This window comes from Pseudomonas sp. NUPR-001, assembly GCF_052147955.1.
Taxonomy (GTDB): domain Bacteria; phylum Pseudomonadota; class Gammaproteobacteria; order Pseudomonadales; family Pseudomonadaceae; genus Aquipseudomonas.
Genome location: NZ_CP197353.1, coordinates 232,257 through 257,159 on the forward strand (window position 1 = coordinate 232,257; position 24,903 = coordinate 257,159).

General features: G+C 62.5%; 22 protein-coding genes. 8 read left to right on the top strand and 14 right to left on the bottom strand.

Annotated elements, in window-relative coordinates:
* The 5 genes from ACP6KB_RS01010 (at position 1) to ACP6KB_RS01030 (ending at position 5,622) form a co-directional block, all read left to right on the top strand.
* Entirely contained in the window at positions 1–1,065 is a 1,065-nt protein-coding gene (locus ACP6KB_RS01010) for a putative 2-aminoethylphosphonate ABC transporter ATP-binding protein (protein ID WP_442111414.1), read from the top strand.
* A 1-nt stretch (position 1,066) separates the two neighbouring features.
* Positions 1,067–2,791, top strand: a complete 1,725-nt coding sequence (locus tag ACP6KB_RS01015; RefSeq protein ID WP_442111416.1) for a putative 2-aminoethylphosphonate ABC transporter permease subunit — start codon at positions 1,067–1,069, stop codon at positions 2,789–2,791.
* A gap of 41 nt (positions 2,792–2,832) precedes the next feature.
* Complete coding sequence (locus tag ACP6KB_RS01020) at positions 2,833–3,858, top strand: putative 2-aminoethylphosphonate ABC transporter substrate-binding protein (RefSeq protein WP_442111418.1); 1,026 nt, start codon at positions 2,833–2,835, stop codon at positions 3,856–3,858.
* Between the two features lie 71 nt (positions 3,859–3,929).
* Positions 3,930–5,057, top strand: coding sequence for a TIGR03364 family FAD-dependent oxidoreductase (locus ACP6KB_RS01025; protein ID WP_442111420.1), 1,128 nt, complete (start codon positions 3,930–3,932; stop codon positions 5,055–5,057).
* A gap of 10 nt (positions 5,058–5,067) precedes the next feature.
* The gene (locus ACP6KB_RS01030) at positions 5,068–5,622 is read left to right on the top strand and encodes a phosphonate degradation HD-domain oxygenase (RefSeq protein ID WP_442111422.1); all 555 of its coding nucleotides are present in this window, start codon (positions 5,068–5,070) and stop codon (positions 5,620–5,622) included.
* Between the two features lie 43 nt (positions 5,623–5,665).
* Here ACP6KB_RS01030 and ACP6KB_RS01035 read toward each other — a convergent pair whose 3' ends face one another.
* Together ACP6KB_RS01035 and ACP6KB_RS01040 are read right to left on the bottom strand one after the other, a co-directional pair.
* On the bottom strand, positions 5,666–7,030 hold the full coding sequence (locus ACP6KB_RS01035) for a GTPase/DUF3482 domain-containing protein (protein ID WP_442111424.1): 1,365 nt from the start codon (positions 7,028–7,030) through the stop codon (positions 5,666–5,668).
* Positions 7,023–8,414 (bottom strand): DUF2868 domain-containing protein, encoded by a 1,392-nt coding sequence (locus ACP6KB_RS01040; protein WP_442111425.1) that lies wholly within the window; start codon positions 8,412–8,414, stop codon positions 7,023–7,025. The genes ACP6KB_RS01035 and ACP6KB_RS01040 overlap by 8 nt, the downstream gene beginning before the upstream one ends.
* Before the next feature lie 63 nt (positions 8,415–8,477).
* Between ACP6KB_RS01040 and ACP6KB_RS01045 the strand changes: the two genes are divergently transcribed.
* Complete coding sequence (locus ACP6KB_RS01045; RefSeq protein WP_442111427.1) at positions 8,478–8,996, top strand: dihydrofolate reductase; 519 nt, start codon at positions 8,478–8,480, stop codon at positions 8,994–8,996.
* 60 nt (positions 8,997–9,056) lie between these two features.
* On the opposite strand, the gene ACP6KB_RS01050 is transcribed toward ACP6KB_RS01045, so the two are convergent.
* From ACP6KB_RS01050 to ACP6KB_RS01105, 12 genes are all read right to left on the bottom strand, one after another.
* Positions 9,057–10,448 (bottom strand): L-cystine transporter, encoded by a 1,392-nt coding sequence (locus ACP6KB_RS01050; RefSeq protein WP_442111429.1) that lies wholly within the window; start codon positions 10,446–10,448, stop codon positions 9,057–9,059.
* Positions 10,449–10,670: 222 nt separating this feature from the next.
* Positions 10,671–11,315 (bottom strand): methionine ABC transporter permease, encoded by a 645-nt coding sequence (locus ACP6KB_RS01055; protein ID WP_442111431.1) that lies wholly within the window; start codon positions 11,313–11,315, stop codon positions 10,671–10,673.
* Positions 11,305–12,429 carry a methionine ABC transporter ATP-binding protein gene (locus ACP6KB_RS01060; protein WP_442111433.1) on the bottom strand — a complete coding sequence of 375 codons (1,125 nt, stop codon included), beginning with the start codon at positions 12,427–12,429 and terminating at the stop codon, positions 11,305–11,307. Before ACP6KB_RS01060 ends, ACP6KB_RS01055 begins: the two co-directional genes overlap by 11 nt.
* A 1-nt stretch (position 12,430) precedes the next feature.
* Positions 12,431–13,234 (bottom strand): MetQ/NlpA family ABC transporter substrate-binding protein, encoded by an 804-nt coding sequence (locus ACP6KB_RS01065; RefSeq protein WP_442111435.1) that lies wholly within the window; start codon positions 13,232–13,234, stop codon positions 12,431–12,433.
* Positions 13,227–14,612, bottom strand: a complete 1,386-nt coding sequence (locus tag ACP6KB_RS01070) for an LLM class flavin-dependent oxidoreductase (RefSeq protein WP_442111437.1) — start codon at positions 14,610–14,612, stop codon at positions 13,227–13,229. Before ACP6KB_RS01070 ends, ACP6KB_RS01065 begins: the two co-directional genes overlap by 8 nt.
* A complete protein-coding gene (locus ACP6KB_RS01075; protein WP_442111439.1) occupies positions 14,612–15,817 on the bottom strand; it encodes an SfnB family sulfur acquisition oxidoreductase in 1,206 nt (401 codons plus the stop codon). Before ACP6KB_RS01075 ends, ACP6KB_RS01070 begins: the two co-directional genes overlap by 1 nt.
* A gap of 21 nt (positions 15,818–15,838) precedes the next feature.
* Complete coding sequence (locus ACP6KB_RS01080) at positions 15,839–17,080, bottom strand: SfnB family sulfur acquisition oxidoreductase (protein WP_442111441.1); 1,242 nt, start codon at positions 17,078–17,080, stop codon at positions 15,839–15,841.
* Between the two features lie 174 nt (positions 17,081–17,254).
* Positions 17,255–17,974 (bottom strand): hypothetical protein, encoded by a 720-nt coding sequence (locus ACP6KB_RS01085; RefSeq protein ID WP_442111442.1) that lies wholly within the window; start codon positions 17,972–17,974, stop codon positions 17,255–17,257.
* Between the two features lie 170 nt (positions 17,975–18,144).
* The gene (tcyN, locus tag ACP6KB_RS01090; protein WP_442111444.1) at positions 18,145–18,906 is read right to left on the bottom strand and encodes an L-cystine ABC transporter ATP-binding protein TcyN; all 762 of its coding nucleotides are present in this window, start codon (positions 18,904–18,906) and stop codon (positions 18,145–18,147) included.
* 3 nt (positions 18,907–18,909) lie between these two features.
* Positions 18,910–19,578: a cystine ABC transporter permease gene (gene tcyL, locus ACP6KB_RS01095; protein ID WP_442111446.1), complete on the bottom strand. Its 669-nt coding sequence runs from the start codon at positions 19,576–19,578 to the stop codon at positions 18,910–18,912.
* Positions 19,575–20,369, bottom strand: a complete 795-nt coding sequence (gene tcyJ / locus ACP6KB_RS01100; protein WP_442111448.1) for a cystine ABC transporter substrate-binding protein — start codon at positions 20,367–20,369, stop codon at positions 19,575–19,577. Before tcyJ ends, tcyL begins: the two co-directional genes overlap by 4 nt.
* A 107-nt stretch (positions 20,370–20,476) precedes the next feature.
* Positions 20,477–21,475, bottom strand: a complete 999-nt coding sequence (locus tag ACP6KB_RS01105) for a D-cysteine desulfhydrase (protein WP_442111450.1) — start codon at positions 21,473–21,475, stop codon at positions 20,477–20,479.
* Between the two features lie 250 nt (positions 21,476–21,725).
* On the opposite strand from ACP6KB_RS01105, the gene epsC reads away from it, so the two are divergent.
* Together epsC and betT are read left to right on the top strand one after the other, a co-directional pair.
* The gene (gene epsC, locus ACP6KB_RS01110) at positions 21,726–22,658 is read left to right on the top strand and encodes a serine O-acetyltransferase EpsC (protein ID WP_442111452.1); all 933 of its coding nucleotides are present in this window, start codon (positions 21,726–21,728) and stop codon (positions 22,656–22,658) included.
* Positions 22,659–22,915: 257 nt separating this feature from the next.
* Positions 22,916–24,877, top strand: a complete 1,962-nt coding sequence (betT, locus tag ACP6KB_RS01115; protein WP_442111454.1) for a choline transporter BetT — start codon at positions 22,916–22,918, stop codon at positions 24,875–24,877.
* Positions 24,878–24,903 lie beyond the last annotated feature (26 nt).

A 24,903-nucleotide genomic window follows, 5' to 3' on the forward strand; every position in this document is an offset into this window, starting at 1 on the left:
ATGAACACTCCGGTCGCAAACCCAGGCGCACAGATGAAAGTGCGCGGTATCCACAAGCGCTTCGGCGCCTTTACCGCTCTGCAGGATGTCTCGCTCGACATCGCCGCCGGTGAACTGGTGTGCCTGCTCGGCCCGTCCGGTTGTGGCAAGACTACGCTGCTGCGCTGCATCGCTGGCCTTGAGCGCCAGGACCGCGGCACCTTGTACATCGGCGACCGCGACATCTCCGAATTGCCGCCGCAAGCCCGTGATTACGGCATCTTGTTCCAATCCTATGCGCTGTTTCCAAACCTGACGGTCGAAGCCAATATCGCCTACGGCCTGGCGGGCAGCGGTCGTGATGAAGTGCGCCAACGCGTGGCGCAGATGCTGGAACTGGTCGGTCTGGCCGGCAGTGAGAAGAAGTACCCGGGCCAGCTGTCTGGCGGCCAGCAGCAACGGGTCGCGCTGGCCCGCGCCCTGGCCCCGGCACCGTCGTTGTTGCTGCTCGACGAACCGATGTCGGCCCTCGATGCCCGGGTTCGCGAGCACCTGTGCACCGAGCTTCGCCAGTTGCAGCGTCAACTGGGTATTACCACCCTGATGGTGACGCACAACCAGGACGAAGCGATGTTGATGGCCGACCGCATTGCGGTGATGAACAACGGTCAGGTCGAACAGTACGCAACGCCGCAGGAAATCTACGATCAGCCGGCCACCCCGTTCGTCGCCGAGTTCGTCGGCCAAGGCAACTGGCTGCCGTTCCAGCGCCACAGTGACAGCCACGCTCAGGTCGGCGCGCTGAACATGCGCCTGGCCGACGGTGCCGGACAGGCCCGCAGCGGCCGTTTGTTCTGCCGCCCGGAAGCCATCAGCGTCAACCCGCCGGTGCATGAAGAAAACCTGTTCCCGGCGCGGGTGCGCGAGATCACCTTCCTCGGCAATCGCTGCCGGATGAGTTTCGAGTTCAATGAACTGCCAGGCCATGCGCTGTTGGCCGAAGTCGCTCCGGAGTCGATGCCGCGCCTGGGTTCCCAGGACATCTGGGTCGCCTTGCCGCCACGTAGCCTGCAGGTGTTTGCCTGAGATGGCCGCGCCAATGACCATGCCGATCGCGCAGGCGAAGGCAACACAGCGCTCCGGCGTGTCCCTCGGTGATCGACTGTTCGTGGTCGGCGGTAAATGGTTGCTGCTGCTGTTGCTGACAGTTGCGGTATTGATGCCGTTGCTGGCGATCTTCTGGCGTGGTTTCAGCAGTGATGCCGGGCAGGGCGGTGGGCTGCTGGCGGCGCGTGAGCTGTTTGCCAGCGCCAACTTTCACTGGTTGCTCGGCAACAGCCTGAAGGTGTCGATCAGTGTGGCGGCGATTGTTGTGCCGCTGGCTTACCTGTTTGCTTACGCCTTGCAGCGTACGTTGATCCCCGGCAAACGCATCTGGCGCGGTATCTCGTTGCTGCCCTTGCTGGCGCCGTCGATGCTGCCAGCCATTGCTCTGGTCTACCTGTTCGGTAACCAGGGGCTGCTGCGCGGGCTGCTGAGCGACAACATCTACGGTTTCTGGGGCATTGTGCTCGGCGAGGCCATCTACACCTTTCCGCACGCGCTGATGATCTTGCTGTCGGCGCTGTCGCTGGCAGATGCACGCTTGTTCGATGCTGCGTCGAGCATGGGTGCCAGCCCCTGGCGCGCGTTTCACAGCATTACCTGGCCGGCGACCCGTCAGGCGGTGTTTGCTGCGTTCTGCCTGGTGTTCACCCTGACCATCACCGATTTTGGTGTGCCGGTCGTGGTGGGTGGCGATTATCAGGTGCTGGCGCTTGAAGCCTACAAGGCAGTGGTAGGGCAACAGCAATTCGGTCGCGGCGCGTTGATTGGCATGGTCTTGCTGGTACCGGCACTGCTTAGCTTTACTGTCGATGCCTGGCTGCGCCGTCGCCAGGGCGATGCCATGAGCGGTCGCGCTCAGGTGTTCGAGCCGCAGCCATCACGGCGTCGCGATGCCTGCTTCCTGGCTGTGGTGCTGGCGGTGTGTGCGGTGCTGTTGCTGGTGGTCGGTATGGCCGTGTACTCGTCGCTGGTGACGTTCTGGCCGTACAACATGACCTTGTCGCTCAAGCACTATCAGTTCGATGAAACCGCGGGCGGTGGCTGGCTGGCCTACCGCAACAGCCTGACCATGGCCCTGGGAACTGCATTGATCGGCAGCGCGGTGATCTTCACCGGTGCCTATCTGATGGAAAAAACCAAAGGCCAGCGCGCACTCAACCTGGTGCTGCGTTTGCTCAGCTTCGTGCCGATGGCGGTGCCAGGCTTGGTGCTGGGTCTGGGCTACGTGTTCTTCTTCAACCTGACCAGCAACCCGCTGCATGTGTTCTACGGCAGCATGGCGTTGCTCGTGGTGTGCACCATTGCCCACTACCTGACCACTGCACAAATGACCGCCACCACCGCCCTGCGCCAGCTCGACGGTGAGTTCGAAGCCGCAGCGCTGTCGCTCAAGGCGCCGCTGTACCGTCACTACCTGCGGGTCACCGTACCGATCTGCCTGCCGGCATTGCTGGACATCGTCCGCTATCTGTTCGTCTCGGCGATGACCACGGTATCGGCGGCGATCTTTCTCTACAGCCCCGACACCATCCTCGCCGCCGTCGCCGTGTTGAACATGGACGATGCCGGCAACGTTGGCGGCGCGGCGGCTATGTCGACCCTGATTCTGCTGACCAGCGCCAGCGTCTCGCTGCTGCTGGCCTGGGCCTCGCGCGGCCTGCTGCAGCGTTCCCAAGCCTGGCGCCAGCGCGCGCCGGGTCACTGATTGCACTACCCAACCCTCGTACCGTTCAAAGGAACCGCATCATGTTCAAGCCACTTGCTCTTGCCGCTGCCGTCCTCACTGCGTTCAGCCTGCAGGCCACTGCTGCCGACACTCAGCTGACGGTCTATACCGCGCTCGAAGCCGAACAGCTCAAGAGCTACAAGCAGGCCTTCGAAAAGGCCAACCCGGATATCGAGATCAAGTGGGTACGTGACTCTACCGGCATCATCACCGCCAAACTGCTGGCTGAAAAAGACCGCCCGCAGGCCGATGCGGTATGGGGGCTGGCGGCTTCCAGCCTGGCGATTCTCGATCAGCAGGGCATGCTGCAGAGCTATGCGCCGAAAGACCTCGACAAGATCGGCAACAACTACCGCGACAGCGCCAACCCACCGGCCTGGGTCGGTATGGACGTGTGGGCAGCAACCATTTGCTTCAACACCATCGAAGCGGAGAAACAGGGTCTGACCAAGCCGGTGAGCTGGCAAGACCTGACCAAGCCTGAGTACAAAGGCAAGATCGTCATGCCTAACCCGGCCTCCTCGGGAACCGGCTTCCTCGACGTCAGCGCCTGGCTGCAGACCTTTGGCGAGAAGCAGGGCTGGCAGTACATGGATGACCTGCACCAGAACATCGGCCAATACGTTCACTCCGGCTCCAAGCCGTGCAAGCTGGCGGCCGCCGGTGAGTTCCCGATTGGTATCTCGTTCGAATACCCGGCAGTACAGCTCAAGCGCCAGGGCGCGCCGCTGGACATCGTCTTGCCGAAAGAAGGCCTGGGCTGGGAAATCGAAGCCACTGCGGTATTGAAAGGCAGCAAGAACGAAGCGGCGGCCAAGCGCCTGGCCGACTTCTCGGCCAGCCCGGCGGCCATGGACCTGTACAAGGAAAACTTCGCTGTGCTCGCTCAGCCAGGTATTGCCAAGCCGCAAACCGAACTGCCGGCTGACTACGAACAGCGCTTGATCAAGAACGACTTCAACTGGGCCTCGCAGAACCGCGACACCATCCTCGCCGAATGGCGCAAGCGCTATGACGGTAAGTCGGAGAAGGTGGCGCAGCAGTAAGACCGCATCGCGGGGCAAGCCCGCTCCTACAGTGGGAGCGGGCTTGCCCCGCGATCTTCAAGGAAATCCAAATGACCGATCTAATCATCGTCGGCGCCGGCATTCTCGGCCTGTCCCACGCTTACGCCGCCGCCCGCCGAGGCCTCAAGGTGCGGGTGTTCGAGCGCACTGCCACACCGCTGGGCGCTTCGGTGCGCAACTTTGGCCAGGCACTGGTCACCGGTCAGCCGCCGGGTGAAATGCATGAACTGGCCAAGGCCAGCCGCAACATCTGGGCGCATTGGGCGCGCCAGGCCGGTTTTCAACTGAAAAGCAATGGCTCGCTGTTGTTCGCGCGCAATACCCTTGAGCAGGAGCTACTTGAAGCATTCTGTGCAGAGCGGGCCGTTGAGCAGGGCTATCGGGTCGAGCTGCTCAGTGGTGCTGCGCTTAACGACCTGTACGGCGGCCAATTCAGTCACCACCGCGCCGCCTTGCGCGGGCTGGACGATCAACAGCTGTACTCGCGTGAGGCCATTCCCACGCTGATCCGCTTTCTTCAGCAAGCGCTGGAGGTTAGCTTCCATTTCTCCACCCTGGTGCGCGATATCCAGCCTGGCAAGGTATTCACCACTGCAGGCGAATTCAGTGCCGAGCAGATCGTGGTCTGTTCTGGTCACGACTACCAGACCCTGCTCGCCGAACCCATCGCCACCTTGCAACCGCAGATCTGCCGTTTGCAGATGCTCCGTGCGCGCCCGCGTTTCGACCTCGACCTGCAGCACGCCGTGCTGACCGGGCTCAGTTGTGTGCACTACGGCGCCTTCGCCGACTTGCCGCAAGCCCAGGCACTCAAAGCGCAGCTACTCAATGACAGCCCACACCTGATGCAACACGGCATTCACCTGCTGATCAGCCCCACGCCACATGGCGAGCTGATCATCGGCGACTCGCATGCCTACGGCAGTGATGCTTCGCCGTTCAACGCCGAGCAGGTCGATAACTGGATGATCGAACTGGCCGAGGACACGCTCGGTGGTCGTATCGAGGTGGTCGAACGTTGGCAAGGCGTCTATGGTTCTGGCGGGCCCGCGCCGTTTTCGCTGCTGCAGGTGGCACCGGGTGTCAGTGCTGCGCTGATGCACAGCGGGGTCGGCATGAGCGTAGGTCCGGCCTTGGCCGAGCGGCATATGGCGCGCTTGCTTAATGAAACCGTGTGAGGGGATAACAATGAGAACGGCCGAACAGGTTGTCAGCGAAATCTTCGCCCTGTACCAGCAGCATGGCGATGACGATTACATCGGCGAGCCGGTGTCGCAGTTGGAGCATATGTCTCAGGCCGCGCAATTGGCTCTGGATGAAGGTTTTGACGATGAAGTGGTGCTGGCGGCGTTCTTCCACGACATCGGCCATATCTGCGGTGGCGCCGAAGGCGACATGGGCGGCTACGGCGTGGTCAGCCACGAGCAGGTGGGTGCCAACTACCTGCGCCGCTGTGGGTTCAGCGAACGTCTGGCGACACTGGTGCAATACCACGTTGAAGCCAAGCGCTACCTGACGCTGCGTAAACCGGGCTATTACGACCGTCTAAGTGAAGCCAGCCGGCGCACCCTGGAGTATCAGGGCGGGGTCATGAGTGAAGCTGAAGCCGATGCCTTCGAGCGCGATCCGCTGTGCACGGTGAGCCTGCGGATGCGTGAGTGGGACGAGCTGGCCAAGGAAATGAATGTGCCGGTGATTGACCTTGAGGTGCTCAAGGGCAAGGCGCTGGCGTTGTTGCATTAAAGAACGCACACCGGTGGGAGCGGGCTTGCCCCGCGATGAGCCCCTAAAGCTCCAACACCAAAGCATCAATCTGCTCCTGTCGCTCAGCCTGATTCAACCGCGCCCCCGGGTTGAGCGACGACCACTGCGGATGCGCCCGCGCTTTGCTCAAGGCCTCCGGCAGCTTGCCTTCGCGCCAGCTTTGTTCCTGCGGTGGCGCCAGCTTGATCCGCTCCATCGCCGCATGACCGCGACTGTCCAGCGCCTGGATCAACTGATGCTGACGCAACGCCAACAGGCGCAACACGCTGTCATCCACCGTCAATTCACGCTGCCCTTTGAGCTTGCCCAACAGGCGTGAGCCGTAGCTGCGCGCGGTCTGCAGTGCACCACCGGCAATCGCCCCGGCCAGCGCAGCGGCGCCCAGGGTCAAACCACCGACCAGCAGATCGACCCCAGCCCCCGCTGCAGCCCCGGCAGCGACCCCACTGCCAAGGCGCACGCCCAGCAGTTTCAGGGTTTCCGGGTTGAACAGGTCATCACCCCAGCGGCCGTCCAGCAACGGCAAGTCGCTGGCGCTGGCGTCGTCTTGGCGAAACGCGTACAGCTTGAGCAAGGCTTCGACGCAGCGTTGTTCACGCTGGCGAATATCTTTGCGCAGGGCCTCGATGGCCGCCGCTTCGGTAGCCGGTTCGGCGACCACGCTGCGGCGGCAGGCGGCGCAATCGAGCAACAGTTCCGCGATCAGGCGCTTGCCGCTGAGCTGGCGGGCCAGGCGCTGGGCCTGCTGGTCATCGATCAGCCGTTGCAAGGCTGGGCGCGCGTTTTCCAGCATCAGCGCCAGGCTTTCATAGAGGCGGCGTTCGCCATCTTCCGGCGGAGCGACGCTGTCGAAGCGCACCAGAGCATGCAGGCCCAAACGGGCCAACGCTTCGCGCCAGTCCGGTTCGCGGTGGTCGCTGCTGGCGACAAAGTTGAGCACCGGCAGCAATGGCTTGCCACAGCTGGCCAGCACTTCCAGTTCATCGCGGTACTTGGCCAGCACCGGCTCACGGGCATCGATCACATACAGGCCGGCATCGCTGGCCAGCAATTGGCGCAGCACTTTGGCTTCCTGTTCGAAACGCTGGCGCGCTTCGCTGCCCTGAAGAAACCGCGCCAGCCGTGCCGGGCCGTCGAGACGTTCGCCCGGTCGCTCCAGGCGTTCGAGGTAGTCGAGCAGGGCGATGGCATCTTCCAGGCCGGGCGTGTCGTACAGCTCCAGCAGCGGTTCACCCTCGACCGACAGCCGTGCACCTTCAACATGGCGAGTGGTGCTGGGGCGGTGCGAGACTTCGCCAAAGCCGACGTCGCGGGTCAGGGTGCGCAGCAGCGAGGTCTTGCCGACATTGGTGTGGCCGACCACGGCCAGTTTCAACGGCTTAGTCATGGCCTTGCTCCAGCCAGTTCAGCGGGGCGCTGTCGGCATGCTCCAGGCCCAGTTGGTCGAGTGCCTGATGCCAGTCGCCGAGGCGCTCGGCATCCACGGCCTGGCCCGGTAGCGGCTGCAGCAACCAGATGCGCGTGGCACCGGCATTGCGCGCCAGTTCGGCGAGCAAGGCCAGGCTGCCGCGGTCTGGTGAGCGACGTGGGTCGCAGGCGATTGCCAGGCGTGCAGGCGGGAAGCGGCTGAGTTGTTCGAGCAACTTGTTGCGCGATTCGCGGCTGTCGAGCACTCCGGCGTTATTGACCGTAGCCGGCAGCGCAGGTGGCCAGGGGCGTTGATCGTCGAGTTCCAGGCCCACCAGCAACGCGCCGTTGCTGTGCGTCTCGCCGACACCGCGGACGATCTGCGGCAAAGCATCCGGCGCGGCATCGTTGACCCCCAGGCGTTCGCTGCTGGGCATCAACGCTTCACGCAGGTGGCTGTAGCCGGGGAGGTTGAGGTCCAGGCGCAGGCGCAGCCGGCCATGTCGCCAGCGCCACAGGCACAACGCCGCGAGCAGCAGGCGCGGGAGGATGCCGAACACCAGCAGCACACCCAGCAACCAGCTGGCCCAGGCCTGTCGGGCCAGTTCCAGCGCTGGCTGGCTGTCGCCGCTGGCGCGGATCATGTCGATGTCTGGCACGCCGAAGCCGAGCAAGGCCGGTAAGGCGCCAAGTGCCTGGGTCAGGCCTACGAAGGTGTCGGCGCTGAGAATAGTGGTTTCCCAGACAAACCCGTAACGGCGGGTGGCAAGCAACACCAGGAGCATCACCAGTGCGGTGCTCAGGGCCAGCAACCACAGGCAGTGAACCAGCAGGCCGATCAACCAGCGGTTGAGCTTGTGGCGTTGCAGCATCACCAGCAAGGCTGGAGCCAGGTGCACCGCCTGGGCATCGCGGGCAAATTTCTCGCTGAGCCACAGCCAGACCTTACCCAGGGTGGCGCCCTGTTCGCCGGCGAAGAAAAAGCCCAGCGCCCATCCCGCCAGCAATACAAGGTTCAAACCCAGCAGGCTGCCCAAGGCCCAGAACACATTCACCGGGCGCTGGCTGTCGCCTAAAGCGGCCAGCGCAAGCCCGGCACCACTGACGATCGCCAGTACCACAAGCAGTGCCAACGCCAGGCGCGCACCTTGCTTCCAGTGCTGCAGGGCGCTGCGCATGCCGTCGCGTTCGGCCAGCCACAAGGCGCGGTGCTCGATGCGCGTGGGCAGATCGCCGCCCAGTTGGCGGGCGCGGCGATTGGCTTCCTGGTCTTCCAGGGCGCCAGCGTGTTCCTCGCGCAGGCGTACCGCTTCAGTCAGCCAGTGTTTGTCCAGGTCAGTCAGTGCAGTCACGCGGTCTTCCATTGATCAGGTCAGCCCAAAGCATAACCCAGGCATCGAACAACGGGCTTTGCTATCCTCGCCGACATGAAAACATCACTTCCTCTGAGCCTGATCGCGGCCCTCGCCGAGAACCGCGTTATTGGCATCGACAACAGCATGCCCTGGCACCTGCCGGGGGATTTCAAGTACTTCAAGGCCACCACCCTGGGCAAGCCGATCATCATGGGGCGCAAAACCTGGGACTCGCTGGGGCGGCCGTTGCCTGGGCGTTTGAACCTGGTGGTCAGTCGTCAGCCAGGCCTGCAGCTCGAGGGTGCCGAGGTGTTTGCCTCGCTCGACGAGGCCATGCTGCGCGCTGAGCAGTGGGCGCTGGCGCAGGGCGTGGATGAGCTGATGCTGATCGGCGGCGCGCAACTGTATACCCAGGCGATTGAGCGGGGGCTGGCAGACCGACTGTACCTGACGCGGGTGGAACTGAACCCGCAAGGGGATGCCTGGTTTCCCGAATTTGATGCGGGGCAGTGGCGGTTGGCGTCGAGCCAGGAGAATCCGGCTGAAGGGGACAAGCCGGCGTTTCATTTTGAGGTGTGGGAGAAGGTTTGAAAGCATCGCGGGGCAAGCCCGCTCCTACCGTAGGAGCGGGCTTGCCCCGCGATTATTGCCTCAGGAATGCGACAGCTGCGCATGCTCCTGAGCATCAAGCAGCGACTTGTCGGTCTGCTTGAGCATTTGGCTGGTGATCGCCCCGGCGGTCATCGAGCCATTCACGTTCAACGCGGTACGGCCCATGTCGATCAGCGGCTCAACCGAGATTAACAACGCCACCAGTTCCACCGGCAAGCCCATGGCGGGCAGCACGATCAGCGCGGCAAAGGTTGCTCCGCCACCCACGCCAGCCACACCGGCCGAGCTCAGGGTGACGATTGCCACCAGCGTAGCGATCCACAGCGGGTCCAGCGGATCGATGCCAACGGCGGGCGCGACCATGACCGCGAGCATCGCCGGGTACAGGCCGGCACAGCCGTTCTGACCGATGGTTGCACCAAACGAGGCGGCAAAGCTGGCGATCGACTGCGGAATGCCCAGGCGAAGAGTCTGTGCCTCGATGCTCAACGGAATGCTGGCTGCGCTGGAGCGGCTGGTGAAGGCAAACGTCAGTACCGGCCAGACCTTGCGGAAGAAGCGCAGCGGGTTGACGCCGCTGATCGCCAGCAACACGCCATGCACCACGAACATCAGCCCCAGGCCGAGGTAAGACACCAGCACAAAGCTGCCGAGCTTGAGGATGTCGTCCAGGTTCGAGCTGGCTACCACCTTGGTCATCAGCGCCAGAACGCCATACGGGGTGAGCTTCATCACCAGGCGCACCAGGCGCATGACCCAGGCTTGCAGGGTGTCGATGGCGTTCAGTACGCGATTGCCTTTTTCGGCATCATCTTTGAGCAGTTGCAGCGCGGCCATGCCGAGGAACACGGCAAAGATCACCACACTGATGATCGAAGTCGGTTTGGCCCGTGCCAGGTCGCCCACAGGGTTGCTTGGAATGAACGACAGCAGCAGTTGCGGGATGTTCAGGTCGGCAACCTTGCCCACGTAATCGCTCTGGATCGCCTGCATCCGCGCGGTTTCGGCCGTTCCGGCGACCAGGCCTTCGGCGTTCAGGCCGAACAGGTTGGTCAGGACGATACCGATCAGCGCGGCGATGGCCGTGGTGAACAGCAGGGTGGCAATGGTCAGGAAGCTGATCTTGCCCAGCGACGAGGCGTTGTGCAGACGGGCGACCGCGCTGAGGATCGAGGCGAAGATCAGCGGCATGACGATCATTTGCAGCAACTGCACGTAACCGTTACCGACCAGGTCAAGCCAGCTGATGGTGGCCTTGAGGATCGGGTGACCGGCGCCATAAATGGCATGCAAGGCGGCCCCGAACAGCACACCGAGAATCAGACCGACCAAGACTTTCTTGGCCAGGCTCCAGTTGCCATGACGGGTTTGTGCCAGGCCTAGCAGCAATGCCAGGAACGCCAGCAGATTGAGTGACAGCGGCAGGTTCATTAAAGCTCCAGAGAAAAAGCGGGGGCATCGCCTCTGTGTGCGATTGCGAACGGAAATGCTAACAGCATGAAAACGAACGAATTTATATCAATCGGTTATTTACTTAGCTGTTTTTGGAATATATGACACCCCTGTAGGAGCGGGCTTGCCCCGCGATGCGATGTGACTGACGAATCGCAATCGCGGGGCAAGCCCGCTCCCACAGGTGGTGCAAGACAAGGGTCAGCGTTTGTTGAGGTTTTTCGCCAGGCGGTCGCCGCCCAGCTGGATCAGCGCAACCAGGGCCACCAGCATGACAATCACGGTCAACATGATCTGGCTGTCGAAGCGCTGATAACCATAGCGGTAGGCAATATCACCCAGGCCGCCAGCACCGATGGCGCCAGCCATGGCCGAGGAGTTGATCATGGTCACCAGGGTGATGGTGAAGCCGCCGACAATGCCCGGCAGCGCTTCGGGCAGCAGTACGTGCCAGACGATGTGCCAGCGTCGGCAACCCATCGCCTGGGCCGCTTCGATCAGACCATGATCAACCTCGCGCAGGCTGACTTCGGCAATTCGCGCAAAAAACGGTGTAGCCGCAATGGTCAACGGCACCACTGCCGCCCAGACCCCATAGGTGGTGCCGACGATCAGCCGGGTGAACGGGATCAGCGCGACCATCAGGATCAGAAACGGGATCGAGCGAAACAGGTTAACGAAAGCCCCGAGCACCCGGTTCAGGCTGGGTGCTTCGAAGATTCCACCTTTGCCGCTGGTGACCAGAATCACCGCCAGGGGGATTCCGGCGAGCAAGGCGATCAGCGATGACACACCAACCATCAACAAGGTATCGAGTACGCCCTGGAGCAAGCGATCAGTCCACATAACCCAGTACCTCTACCTGCGTGGCCCACTGCCGGGCGCGTTCGATGATCTGTTCATGGCGGTGCGGCGAGTGCGTGACGCTGATCAGCAGTTGCCCCAGCGGTCGCCCCTGGATCGGCTCGATGCCACCCTGCAACAGGCTGATGCGCCCACCGAGGCTGGCGAACAAGGTGGATAACTCGGGCGCTTGCTGGTCACTGCCGGTGACCTTCAGGTTCAGCACCAAGGCTGAGTCGACGCTGGCTGGCTGGCTTTGCAAGCGTGCCTGCAATGCCGTAGGCAGAGGCGCCTGCAAGGGCGCGAGCAGGGTTTTGCTGACGTCATGCTGTGGGTCACCGAACACCTTCCACACCGCACCTTGTTCAACGATTCGCCCACGTTCGAGCACCACCACCCGATGGCAGATATCGCGGATCACCGCCATCTCGTGGGTGATCAGCACGATGGTCAGGCCCAGGCGCTGATTGATGCTGCGCAGCAGCTCAAGGATCGACGCGGTGGTCTCCGGGTCGAGTGCAGACGTGGCTTCGTCGCAGAGCAGGATGTCCGGGTCATGCACCAGCGCCCGGGCGATGCCGACCCGCTGCTTTTGCCCACCGGACAATTGCGCAGGGTAAGCCTGATGCTTGTGTTCAAGCCCGACCAGCTCCAGCAGCTCGGCGACTTTGCGCTGGCGCTGGGCCTTGGGGACGCCCGCGACCTTCAGCGGCAACTCGACGTTCTGCCAAACGGTTTTTGCCGACATCAGGTTGAAGTGCTGGAAGATCATGCCGATGCGCCGACGCAGGGCGACCAGGCGGTCTTCATCGAAGCTGCCGATGTCCACCTGGTCGATCAGCACCCGCCCGCTACTGGGTTGTTCCAGGCGGTTGATGGTGCGGATCAGCGACGACTTGCCCGCGCCACTGCGGCCGATGATGCCGAAGATCTCCCCGCGCTGGATGTTCAGGTCAATGCCTTCAAGCGCCGCAGCGGATTGCCCCGGATAGGTTTTGCCCAGGCCGATAAAGCGCACATGGGCAGTGCTCAGCTCAGGGTGCAGGGCCTGGCGCGGCGCCTGTGGCAACGGCGCGCGGGTGTCGTGCTCTGGTTTCAGGCGGGCAGCGGCACTCATCTCAGCTCTCCCAGCCCGGTTGGTACAGTTTGCCGTGGGCCTTGTCGAGCGCCGCGCGGACTGCTGGCGAGTGCTGGTAGATGTCGATGAACTTGGCCAGGCGTGGGTCATCCTTGTTTTGCGGGCGAATGACGAACTGGATCACGTATTCCTTGTGATCGAGGCCATCGAACAGCAGCGCCGAGGTGGCATCGAAGGTGTTGGCCAGGCGGATGTAGGCCGGATAGCCCTGTACCAGATCGGCATCGTCATAGGCACGTACCAGCTGCACCGCTTCGACCTGAAGGATCTTGAGCTGCTTGGGGTTGCTGACGATGTCGTCTTCGCTGGCTTTGTAGCCGACGCCCGGCTTGAGGGTAATCAGGCCGGCCTTGGCCAGTAGCTGCAGGCCGCGTCCGCTGTTGATCGGGTCGTTGGCGATGGCCACGCTGGCGCCGTTGGGCAGCTCGTCGAAGCTTTTGTACTTTTTCGAGTACAGGCCAACGTTATTGATGATGCCCGGGGCGAGCGGTACCAGGTCAAAACCGGCGGCCGCCTTGGCGTTTTCCAGGAAGGGAATGTGCTGGAAGTAGTTCACGTCGATGTCACCGCTGGCGAGGCTGACATTCGGTGCGATCCAGTCGCTGAACTCGATCAGTTCAACCTCCAGTCCCTGTTTCTTCGCTTCGCTGACGGCCGCTTCCAGCGGGATGGCGAAGGCGGCGGTGGTGCCGACCTTCAAGGCATCAGCGGCCTGGGCCGCGCTCAGCAGACCAAGGCTCAAGGCCAGTGCCGCGACGGGGCGGGCAAGAAAAGTTTTAAGCATGCTGTGGCGCTCCAGTCGGGGTGGTGTGGCGGTAGCTGGCGCCGGGGTGATCGGCGGGCAGCAGAGGGTTGTCGGTGGCGAAGAGTTTTTCGCGCAGGCTGCCTGGTTCGTAGGCGGTTTTGTACGAACCACGGCGCTGCAGTTCGGGGATCACCAGGTCGATGAAATCGACATAGCTCTCCGGGGTTACCGTGCGGGTCAGGTTGAAGCCATCCAGGCCGGTTTCGGCAATCCAGCTTTCCAATTCGTCGGCCACCTGGGTCGGTGAGCCCACCAGGGTGATGTAGCGGCCGCCAAGGGCGTGCTGGTCAAGGAGCTTGCGCCGGGTCCAGTCGTTGTTCTGCAGGGCTTTGGTTGCCGACTGGATGGCGTTGCTTTTGACGTACTGGATCGGCTCGTCCAGTTCGTAGGCGGAAAAGTCGATGCCGGTCGAGCTGGAAAAATGCGCGACACCGGCCTCGGCGCTGGCGTAGCGCAGATATTCGGCGTGCTTGGCATGGGCTTGCTCTTCGCTGCGGGCGACGATCACGGTCAGGCCCATGAACACCTTGATGGCTTCAGGGTCACGGCCAGCGGCCACGGCAGCGGCACGCACCTTGTTGACCTGGGCGCGGGTGGCGGCTTTGCTCTGGCCACTGATGAACACGCACTCGGCGTGACTGCCGGCAAAGCCCAGGCCGCGCTCGGAGCTGCCGGCCTGGAACAGGACCGGGGTGCGCTGTGGCGAGGGCTCGCACAGGTGATAGCCCTCGACGCGGTAGAACTCACCCTGATGGTTGACCTTGTGCACCTTGTCCGGGCGGGCATAGACCCGTTGCTGGCGATCATTGACCACCGCGTCGTTGTCCCAGCTGCCTTCCAGCAGTTTGTACAGCACCTGCAGGTATTCGTCGGCCTGGTCGTAGCGGCGGTCGTGCTCTGCCTGTTGCTCAAGGCCCATGGCCCGGGCGGCGCTGTCGAGGTAGCCGGTGACAATGTTCCAGCCCACCCGGCCACGGCTCAGGTGATCGAGGGTCGAGAGCTTGCGGGCGAAGAGGTACGGCGCCTCGTAGGTCAGGTTGGCGGTCAGGCCGAAACCCAGGTGGCGAGTGACGGCGGCCATGGCCGAGACCAGCAGCAGCGGGTCGTTGACCGGCAGCTGGATCGACTCTTTGAGCGGCACCTCGACGCTGTTCTGGTAAACATCGTAAACGCCGACGATATCGGCGATGAACAGCCCGTCGAACAACCCGCGCTCGAGCAGTTGTGCCAGTTCGGTCCAGTACTCCAGCTGTTTGTACTGGCTGGAAGTGTCGCGCGGATGGGTCCACAGGCCGTGGTTGATGTGGCCAATGCAGTTCATGTTGAAGGCATTGAGGAGGATTTTTTTCTTCGCCATCAGATGGTCCCCCGCAGTGGTGGGTTCTCATCGTTGAGGTAGTAGTTGCCGATGGCGTGGTACTTCCAGCGCACCGGGTCGTGCAGGGTGTGCACGCGGGCGTTGCGCCAGTGGCGGTCAAGGCCATGTTCGGCCAGGGTGGCCTGGCTGCCGGCCAGTTCGAACAGGGTGGTGCCTGCGGCCAGGGAAATCTCGGTGCTGATTGCCCGCGCTTCGGCCACCGCGATAGAGGCGGCGGCCACGCTGCTGGCCGTGAGATCGGCCTGGGCGCGGTCCAGGTAGTGGCCTGCGCGTTCCAACAGGGCTTCGGCCGCGTGCAGGCGGATAGCCAGATGGCCGAACGACTTCAGGGTCAAGGGGTCGTCGCTGGCGTTGTCGCTGCCTGAGTCGATCCACGGGCGGCTGCGGGTGCGTACGAACTGCAAGGCATCTTCGTAGGCGGCGCGGGCAATCCCGGTGTCGATGGCGGCATGAAGAATCTGCGCCAGCGGGCCGACGCTGGTCGGACGCTCGAAGGCGCTCTGGAATGGCACCACATCGTCGGCAGCAACCGCGACATTGTCGAATACCACCGAGCCACTGCCGGTGGTGCGTTGGCCAAAGCCGCTCCAGTCGTCGATCACTTGCAGCCCGCTGCTGTCGGCTGGCACAAAAGCCAGGTGCTGCACGCCGTGCTCATCAACCACTGAGGTGGGAATACGCTGGGCATAAATAGCGCCGGTGGCGTAGAACTTGCGCCCGTTGATTCGGTAACCCTCACCGTCCCGGCTCAGGGCGGTGGTGCGGTCGTGTGCGGTTTTGGTGCCCAGTTCGGCGAGGGCATTGCCAAAGCGTTTACCGGCCAGCACTTCGGCGTACAGACGCTGTTGTTGCTGTGGGCTGCCATTTACCCGCAGCACTTCCAAGGCATAGAAATGGTTCTGTGGAATTTGTCCGAGCGAGGCGTCGGCCTGGGCGATACGGGCGATGACTTTGGCCAGGGTGACGTTTGACACGCCAGCGCCACCAAAGGCTTTCGGGACGCTGATGCCCCATAGCCCGGAACGGCTGAACAGGGCCAGCTCCGGGTGCGGCAGGCGGCGTTCGCGGTCGCGCAGCGCGCTGTCGCGGCGCAGCTCGCCTGCCAGTTCTTCGACAACCTGCAATGCCTGGGCGTCAGTGTGGATGACCGCGACGTTTTCGTGCGGTTGCGGCAGATGGCTCATAAATAGGCTCCAGTGGTCTGGTCAGATCCAGGAATGCCGGGCAGGCAAAGTACCGTTGAGGTGGTAGGCACCGACGGCGTGGTATTTCCAGCGCACCGGGTCGTGGAGGGTGTGGACGCGGGCATTGCGCCAATGCCGGTCGAGGTTGAACTCGGCCAGGGTGGCGCGGCTGCCGGCCAGCTCGAAGAGCTTCTCGCTGGCCAGCAGGGCGATCTCGGTGGTCAGCACCTTGGCTTCGGCCACGGCAATCGAGGCGCGGGCCGCCGACGCGGCGTCCACCGGTGCGGCATCGACCTCATCCAGAGTGCGCGCAGCCTTGCTCAGCAACGCCTGCGCAGCATGCAGCTCAAGTTGCAGGCGGCCGATATCGGCGATCACGTAGAGGTCATCGCTGGCACGTTCGACCTTGGCATCGATCCACGGCCGTGATTTTTCCCGCACAAAGCTGATGGCATCGGCCACCGCCGCTTCGGCAATGCCGGCATCGATGGCCGCCTGAATCAATTGCGAAACGGCGCCCTGGATGTTCGGCACCTCGTTCTGGCGCCAGTTGTCGATCACCAGCTCCGGTTCGACCTGAACCCGATCGAGCAATACGGTGCCAGAGGCGGTGGTGCGCTGGCCGAAGCCAGACCAGTCATCGACGATACGCAGCCCAGGGGTGCCACGGCGCACGAAGGCCATGACCTGACGACCGTCATCGTTCAACGCTTTGACTGCAACCCAGTGAGCGAACAGGGCGCCAGTGGAATAGAACTTCTGGCCGCTGAGCACATAGTGATCGCCCTCGCGGGTGATCCGCGCCTTGAGCTCCAGGGTGTTCTTGCTGCCGCGCTCAGGCCCGGCATTGCCGATTCGCCAGCCGTCGAGCACCGACTTGAACAGCAGTTCCTGCTGGCGCGGGCTGGCGCTGCCTTTGAGCAGTTGCAGAATGCCGAACTGGTTTTGCGGGATCTGCCCCAACGCCGGGTCGGCGGCGCTGATGATGCGAAACACGTCGGCAAGGGTGACAAACGAAACCTGCGCACCGCCGAAGGCACGGGAAATGGAAATACTGCCCAAGCCGCTGCGGGTGAACTGCTCGATTTCGGCCCAGGGCAACTTGCGTTGCTGGTCGCGTCGGGCGGCCTGGCTGCGGGCCGCTTCGGCCAGCTCATGGGCGGCCTGCAGCGCTTGCGCATCGTTGACCAGCACCTTGGCGGGCAACAGCAGCGGGGCGCTGTCCAGGTCACTGTGGACGTTGATATCTGCCAGACTGGACATCAGTACTGCTCCTTGGCTGTACTCAATGCCCTGGCGTTACGCACTGGGGTGATTGTGTTCCTGACCATACCTTACCTCACGTATTAGAAAGGTCGGCGCGCGCTGCGCCGACGGAAATGCGCTGGTCCGGTGGTCCGGTTCATATACCCTAATGCTGTATAAAAATTAAATAAACTAACCTTTTGGAATATACATAGAAGTACTCACGGATCGCCCGCTGAACACCCGGAGCGCTGTGCACGGCGCCCACTGCGAGCGATTGCCGACCCGGTCGAGGATGCAGTAGCTCAGTTCCAGGTGCGGGTCGGCACCGCACTCTTGAATCAGCGTTTGTGGGATTTTCGCCGCAACCGGATGGCCGATTTGCGCGCGTTTCAGCGGCGGCAGGTCGAGGCGCAGGTCACCCCAGCGCAGGGTGATCTGGTCGCCTTCGGCCATGTTGCCGTAAGGGGCCAGGCTACACGCCAGGTCGCCTGTCAGGGTTTCCAGGCACAGGCCTTCGCGACGTAACCGACGTGGCAGCTGCAGGGGTTGCAGGCGGTGTTCTGCGCCATTGCCGCCGGGGCAATCGAGTTTGACCAGCACCTGCCGCTCAGGGGATCTCAACGGGCGGTTGTTGGGCTTGAACAGGCGGTAATGCAGGCGCTGGATACCGTTGTGCAGCATGCCGCCGGGAATGCGCAACTCTACGTAGCCCGTTGCTTGCCCGGCTTGCAGGGTATGGGCGGTGACAAAACGCTGCCCCCAGAACAGCGCGATCAGATCGCCGGCTTCCATCGGCGGCTCAATCGGTATGCGCGCCCGCAGCCGGGCAGCGCTGTGCCGTCCGATTCCGGCGGCATTGATACCAGGCAGGGCAGGGAGGGGAAGTTGGATTGCTGGGCTGACAGACATGGCGCACATCCTTGGCTTGAGTCGCTGCGGGAATGGCGGTTATTGGCCAGCAGGCGCAGCGGATCAAGCCCGGTCACTGCCCTTTGCGCGGCAGCGACGAACTTCGGAACAGGCCTACGGCGCTATGGCAGGCAGCAGGCGTGCGCGGGGGACAGGGTCTGTTGGGGAACTCAGTACCCGGTGTTCTGGGTGCCGAGGAACTTGCCGAGGAACTGACGGGTGCGTTCTTCCCGGGGATGGGCAAACAACGCGCGGGCCTCGCCCTGTTCGACGATCACACCCTTGTCGAAAAAGATCACCCGGTTGGCAACATCCCGGGCAAAGCTCATTTCGTGGGTAACGATGATCATGGTGCGGCGTTCTTCGGCCAGGCCGCGAATGGTCGCCAGCACCTCGCCGACCAGTTCGGGGTCCAGGGCTGAGGTCGGTTCATCGAACAGAATCACCTCAGGCTCCATGGCCAGGGCGCGGGCTATCGCCACCCGCTGTTGCTGGCCTCCGGAGAGCTTGCGCGGGTACGAAGCTTCCTTGCCTGCCAGGCCAACCTTGGCCAGCAGCTTCATGCCCAGGGCCACGGCTTGTTCACGCGGGGTCTTCTTGACCACCAACGGGCCTTCGATGACGTTTTCCAGTGCCGTGCGATGCGGGAACAGGTTGAAGTTCTGAAACACAAAGCCGACCTGTTGGCGCAGTTTGCGGATCAGGCCTTGCTGCTGGTTGAGCGGGCGAGCGGCATCGATCTCCACGTCGCCGACCTGAATGCGGCCGCTGCTCGGGGTTTCCAGCAGGTTCAGGCAGCGCAGGAAGGTGGTTTTGCCCGAACCACTGGGGCCGATGATGGCGATGACTTCACCGGCCTCGACCTTCAGGCTGATGTCGTTCAGTACGGTCTGGCCATTGAACTGCTTGCTCAGTCGCTCTACCACGATCATGCCTCAGGACTCCTGGTCGTGCCGGTTGACCCGCGCTTCCAGGCGGTTCTGCAGGTGCGCAAGAACGCTGGCCAGCACCCAGTAGATCAGTGCGGCGGCAAGGTACATGGTGAAAATTTCGAAGGTCCGTGCGGTGATCAACTGCGCCTGGCGGAACAGTTCCGGTACCTGGATGGTGGCGGCCAGGGCCGTGTCCTTGACCAGCGAAATGAAGCTGTTGCCCAGCGGCGGAAGGGCGGTGCGCGCGGCTTGCGGCAGGATTGCCCGGCGCATCGCCTGGCCCCGGGTCATGCCGATACTGGCTGCCGCCTCCCATTGGCCGCGATCGATCGAGCCGATGGCGGCGCGCAGGATTTCACAGGCATAAGCGGCCATATTCAACGAGAAGCCGATCAGCGCCGCTGGCAATGGGTCCAGCTCGATGCCCAGTTGCGGCAGGCCGTAATAGATCATGAACAGCTGCACCAGCAGCGGCGTGCCGCGAAAGAACGACACGTATACCCGCGCTGTCCAGCTCAGCAGCTTGAGCGACGACAGGCGCATCAGCGCCAGGCCAAAACCCAGCAACAGGCCGAAGAACATTCCGCCGAGGCTGAGAATGACCGTGTAGTACGCGCCCTTGAGCAAAAAGGGCGCGCTGTCGAGCGCAAGCTGCAGACTTTCTTCGATCATTTAGTCACGTCGTCGCCAAAGTACTTCTCGGACAACTTGGCCAGGGTGCCGTCAGCGCGCAGTTTATCCAGGGCCTTGTTGAGGGCGTCGAGCAGTTCCGGTTCACCCTTGCGCAGGGCGATGCCGGCTTCCTGACGGGAGAAGGCTTCGCCGGTGACGCTGGTGTCCTTGGCTTTTTTCGCGTATTCCAGGGCGGCGAGGCGGTCGATCAGGGTGGCGTCGATGCGGCCTACGCGCAGGTCCTGGAACTTGCTGGGGTCGTCGTCGTAGGTTTTGATGACTGCCTGCGGGACGTTCTCTTTGAGCCACTGCTCGTAGTTGGTGCCCAGGCCCACACCGACCTTTTTGCCGGCCAGATCGGCGGCAGACTTGATGTTCAGCTCATCCTTTTTCTTGGTCAGCACCAGCGCCTGAATACCGGAGACGGTGTAGGGCTGGGAGAAGTCGTATTTCTTTTTGCGCTCTTCGGAAATGGTCACCTGGTTGATCACCACATCCAGGCGTTTGGACTCCAGCGCGGCAAGAATGCCATCCCATTTGGTCGGTTGCAGCTTGGCTTTGACCCCCAGCTCCTTGGCCAGCGCCTCGGACAGCTCCACCTCGAAACCGGCCAGCTTGCCGTCGGCATCGACGAAGCTGAACGGCGGGTAAGTACCTTCCAGGCCGACGCTGATCGTGCCCTTGTCCTTGATCGCCTGCAATTGCTCGCCGGCAATGGCCTGACCGAGCAAGCTGGCGCCGAGCAGCAGGACGACGCCTGCGTGGATAATCTGTTTAGCGATTACTGTCATGACCAAGCCCCAATGTTGTTGTGTCGTGGATGGCGACTATAGGGTGACGCTAATAGGCTTAAAAATAATATAAATTCATTTTCTTATGCCTTTAGTGCACAAGCAGTTCAACTATTCCAGACCTCAGGGTAGGCGAATAATGCCGGAGCCCCACCGGTATGCAGGAAAATCAGCGGACCCTCGTCGAATCGCTGCCGGGAAATGCCGTCGAGCAGGCCGGCCATGGCCTTGCCGGTGTATACCGGATCGAGTAACAAGCCTTCCTGACTCGCCAGCAGGCGAATCGCGGCAAGGGTGCCAGCGTTCGGCTCGCCATAGCGTGGGGCGAAATACTCGTCCCACAGTTCGACGTTGAACGCCTCTGGCAGGCGTACACCCAGAAGTTCTGCCGTACGCTCGGCCAGGCCTTGCACTTTCGGCCGTTGCGCTTCGTCGCTACGCGACACGGTGACGCCGATCACTGGCAATTGCGGCAAGGTTTGCGCCAGGGCCAGGGCCAGGCCGCTGTGGGTACCGGCGCTGCCGGAGGCGAGGACCACGCCAGCGAAACGTTGACCGCTTTCTTTGATCTGCTCGGCCAGCTCCAGCCCGGCGCGTACATAGCCCAGGGCGCCGAGCGCGTTGGAGCCGCCAATCGGCACGATGTAGGGTTTGCGGCCGCTGGCGTGCAGACGCACTGCCAGGGCTTGCAGCAGCTCATCAGCGTTGTCGAGGTTATCCACCCGCTCGACCTTGGCATCGAACAGCTCCAGCAGCAGACGGTTACCGTTGCCCTGGTAGTTGAGAGAGTCGGTGTTGATCGGGTTTTCCAGCAGTGCGACACAGTTGAGGCCCAACTGCGCGGCCAGCGCTGCGGTCTGGCGTACATGGTTGGACTGAATCGCGCCGGCAGTGACCAGGGTATCGGCGCCCTTGCTCAGGGCATCGGCGGCCAGGTATTCGAGTTTGCGCAGCTTGTTGCCACCCAGGGCGAGCGGTGTGCAGTCGTCGCGTTTTACATAGATATCTCGGCCGGTCCAGGCCGAGAGGCGCTGCAGCTTTTGCAGCGGGGTGGGGGCGCCAAGCAGGTCGAGACGATTGAAGCGTGAAAGCTGTCGGTCGATCATGGCGAATCATCTGTAGGGAAAATCCGACTATAGGCAGGCCCGGCCCGGTGAGCAAATTCTGCGCTTGTGCTCCTGTGTAGGAGCGGGCTTGCCCCGCGATTGCGGTTTGTCTGTTTCACCGCATCGCGGGGCAATCCCGCTCCCACCCATGAAAAAGCTGTTTTTTCCCTGACCGCCATTTGCCGTACAGTGGTTGTCTATCTGGCGGCTTTCTCATTCCATTACCGCCGCCGCGGCAGGAGACGTAACCGTGAGCGAAAACGCGCAAACAGGGCATTGGCAACTGCAAAGCATCGTAGCCGACTTGCGTAGCGCCCGAGATGTATGGCGCAGCAGCAATGGTCGCAGCAGTGGTGAACAGGGCGGGCGTGAGTTGCCTTCGCGTGAAGCCATGCGCCATATCCTTGAACAACTGTGCGGGGCATTGTTTCCCATGCGCCTGGGGCCGGTGGACCTGCGCGAGGAGAGCGAAGATTTCTACGTCGGGCATACCCTCGACTCGGCCCTGACCGCCTTGCTGGCGCAGGCGCGTCTGGAATTGCGCTACGTTGCCCGTCATGGCAAGTGCAACACCGCGGAAGTCGATGCCAAGGCACTGCGCTTGATCCAGGACTTCGCCGCGGCGCTGCCGGGCCTGCGCCGTTTGCTCGACACCGATGTGCTGGCAGCTTTCCACGGCGACCCGGCGGCGCGCAGCGTTGATGAAGTGCTGCTGTGCTATCCAGGCATTCTGGCGGTCATTCACCACCGCCTGGCCCATCACCTTTACCGTGCCGGCTTGCCGTTGCTGGCGCGGATCAGCTCGGAACTGGCGCATTCGGCGACCGGTATCGATATCCACCCGGGCGCGCAGATCGGCCCGAGTTTCTTTATCGACCATGGCACCGGTGTGGTCATCGGCGAAACCGCGATCATTGGCGAGCGGGTACGCATCTACCAGGCTGTGACCCTGGGGGCCAAGCGCTTCCCGGCAGACGAAGACGGGCAACTGCTCAAAGGCCAGCCGCGTCATCCGATCGTCGAGGACGACGTGGTGATTTATGCCGGTGCTACGATTCTTGGACGCATCACCATTGGTAAAGGCTCGACCATCGGCGGCAACGTCTGGTTGACCCGCAGCGTGGTACCGGGCAGCAACCTGACCCAGGCTAACCTGCAGCATGATGATGGTGCTCAGAAGTAAGGATTAGAGGGCTTTTCGCGGGGCAAGCCCGCTCCTACAACAGTCATCTGTGGGAGCGGGCTTGCCCCGCGATGGTCGCATTACGGACCCCATCCATGTTTAACTTGAACGCTTGTTCAAGTTAAAACGGTGGTCCGCTGCCGGCGTTCAACAGGAGGAAACCCTTTGCTGAACCCGTTCAATCCGAGCTTTTCCCCTCATTTCGAGGTGCACGTTTAATGGGTGCACCGAGTTCTTTATCCAGCGGCAAGATCCGCATGAATCCGCCCGTTTTCTATTTCTCGGCGGGCTTTATTCTTATTTTCGCGTTGGTGGTCATCAGCAATCCGCAAGCAGCGGGTGAATGGTTGCTGGCCGCACAAAACTGGGCAGCCAACACCGTCGGCTGGTACTACATGCTGGCGATGACCCTGTACCTGGTCTTCGTGGTGGTCACCGCCTTGTCTGGCTACGGCAAGATCAAACTCGGTGCCGACCACGACGAGCCCGAGTTCAGCTATTTGTCCTGGGCCGGCATGCTGTTCGCGGCGGGCATCAGCATCACCCTGTTCTTCTTTTGCGTCTCCGAACCACTGACCCACATGCTGCAGCCACCGCAAGGCGAGGCCGGTACCGTCGAGGCCGGGCGTCAGGCGATGGAGCTGCTGTTCCTGCATTGGGGCCTGCATGGTTGGGGCGTGTTTGCCTTCGTCGGTATGGCCTTGGCGTACTTTGCCTACCGTCACAACCTGCCACTGGCGTTGCGCTCGGCGCTCTATCCGCTGATCGGCAAGCGCATCAACGGGCCCATCGGTTACGCGGTGGACGGCTTCGGCATCATCGCCACGGTGTTCGGCCTCGGCGCTGACATGGGCTTTGGCGTATTGCACCTGAACTCCGGGCTCGATTACCTGTTCGGCATTGCCCACACCCAATGGGTGCAGGTGGTGCTGATCACCCTGATGATGGGCGCAGCGGTGGCTGTCGCTGTGGCCGGGGTCGAGAAGGGCGTGCGGGTGATGTCGGACATCAACATGGTCCTGGCCTGCGCGCTGCTGTTGTTCGTGCTGTTCGCCGGGCCTACCCAGCACCTGTTCAACACCTTGATCCAGAACCTTGGTGACTACCTCGGCGCGTTGCCGCGCAAGAGCTTCGATGTCTATGCCTATAACGAGGCCCAGGACTGGCTGGGTGGCTGGACCGTGTTCTATTGGGCCTGGTGGATTGCCTGGGCGCCCTTTGTCGGCCTGTTCATTGCGCGGATCTCCCGTGGCCGCACGATCCGTGAGTTTGTCTTCGGTGTGCTGCTGATTCCGTTGGGCTTCACCCTGGCGTGGATGTCGATCTTCGGCAACAGCGCTATTACCCAGGTGCTCGACAATGGCATGACCGCGCTCGGCCAGTCGGCCCTCGACAACCCGTCGATGACCCTTTACCTGCTGCTGGAAACCTACCCGTGGAGCAAGGCGGTCATTGCCGTCACGGTGTTTATCAGCTTTGTGTTCTTCGTCACCTCGGCCGACTCTGGCACCGTGGTGCTCTCGACCCTGTCGGCGCGTGGCGGCAACCCGGATGAAGACGGGCCGAACTGGTTGCGGGTGTTCTGGGGCGCGATGACCGCCCTGGTGACCATCGGCCTGTTGTTCGCCGGCAGCATCGACTCGTTGAAGTCGGCGGTAGTGCTGACCTCGTTGCCGTTCTCGGTGATTTTGCTGGCGATGATGTGGGGGCTGCACAAGGCGTTCTACCTGGAGTCGCAACGCCAGATCGCGCAGATGCATTCGTTGGCACCGTTCGCCAACTCGCGCCGTGGACGTGGTGGCTGGCGCCAGCGTTTGAGCCAGGCGGTGCATTTTCCGTCGCGCGATGAAGTCTACCGTTTCATGGATGACGTGGTGCGCCCGGCGATTGCCGAGGTCACTGAGGTGTTTGTCGAGAAGGGCTTGAACGTCATTACTCAGGAAGACCCGAGCCATGACAACGTCAGCCTGAAGATCGGCCATGGTGAGGAACAGCCGTTTATCTATCAGGTGCAGATGCGGGGTTACTTCACACCGTCATTCGCCCTGGCCGGGCTGGGTACCCAGGAGTTGAAGAACCGGCGCTACTACCGCGCCGAGGTGCACCTCAGTGAAGGCAGCCAGGACTATGACCTGGTCGGCTACAGCAAGGAGCAGATCATCAACGACATCCTCGATCAGTACGAGCGGCACCTGCAGTATCTGCATTTGGTGCGTTGATCGTGTCGCGGGGCAAGCCCGCTCCC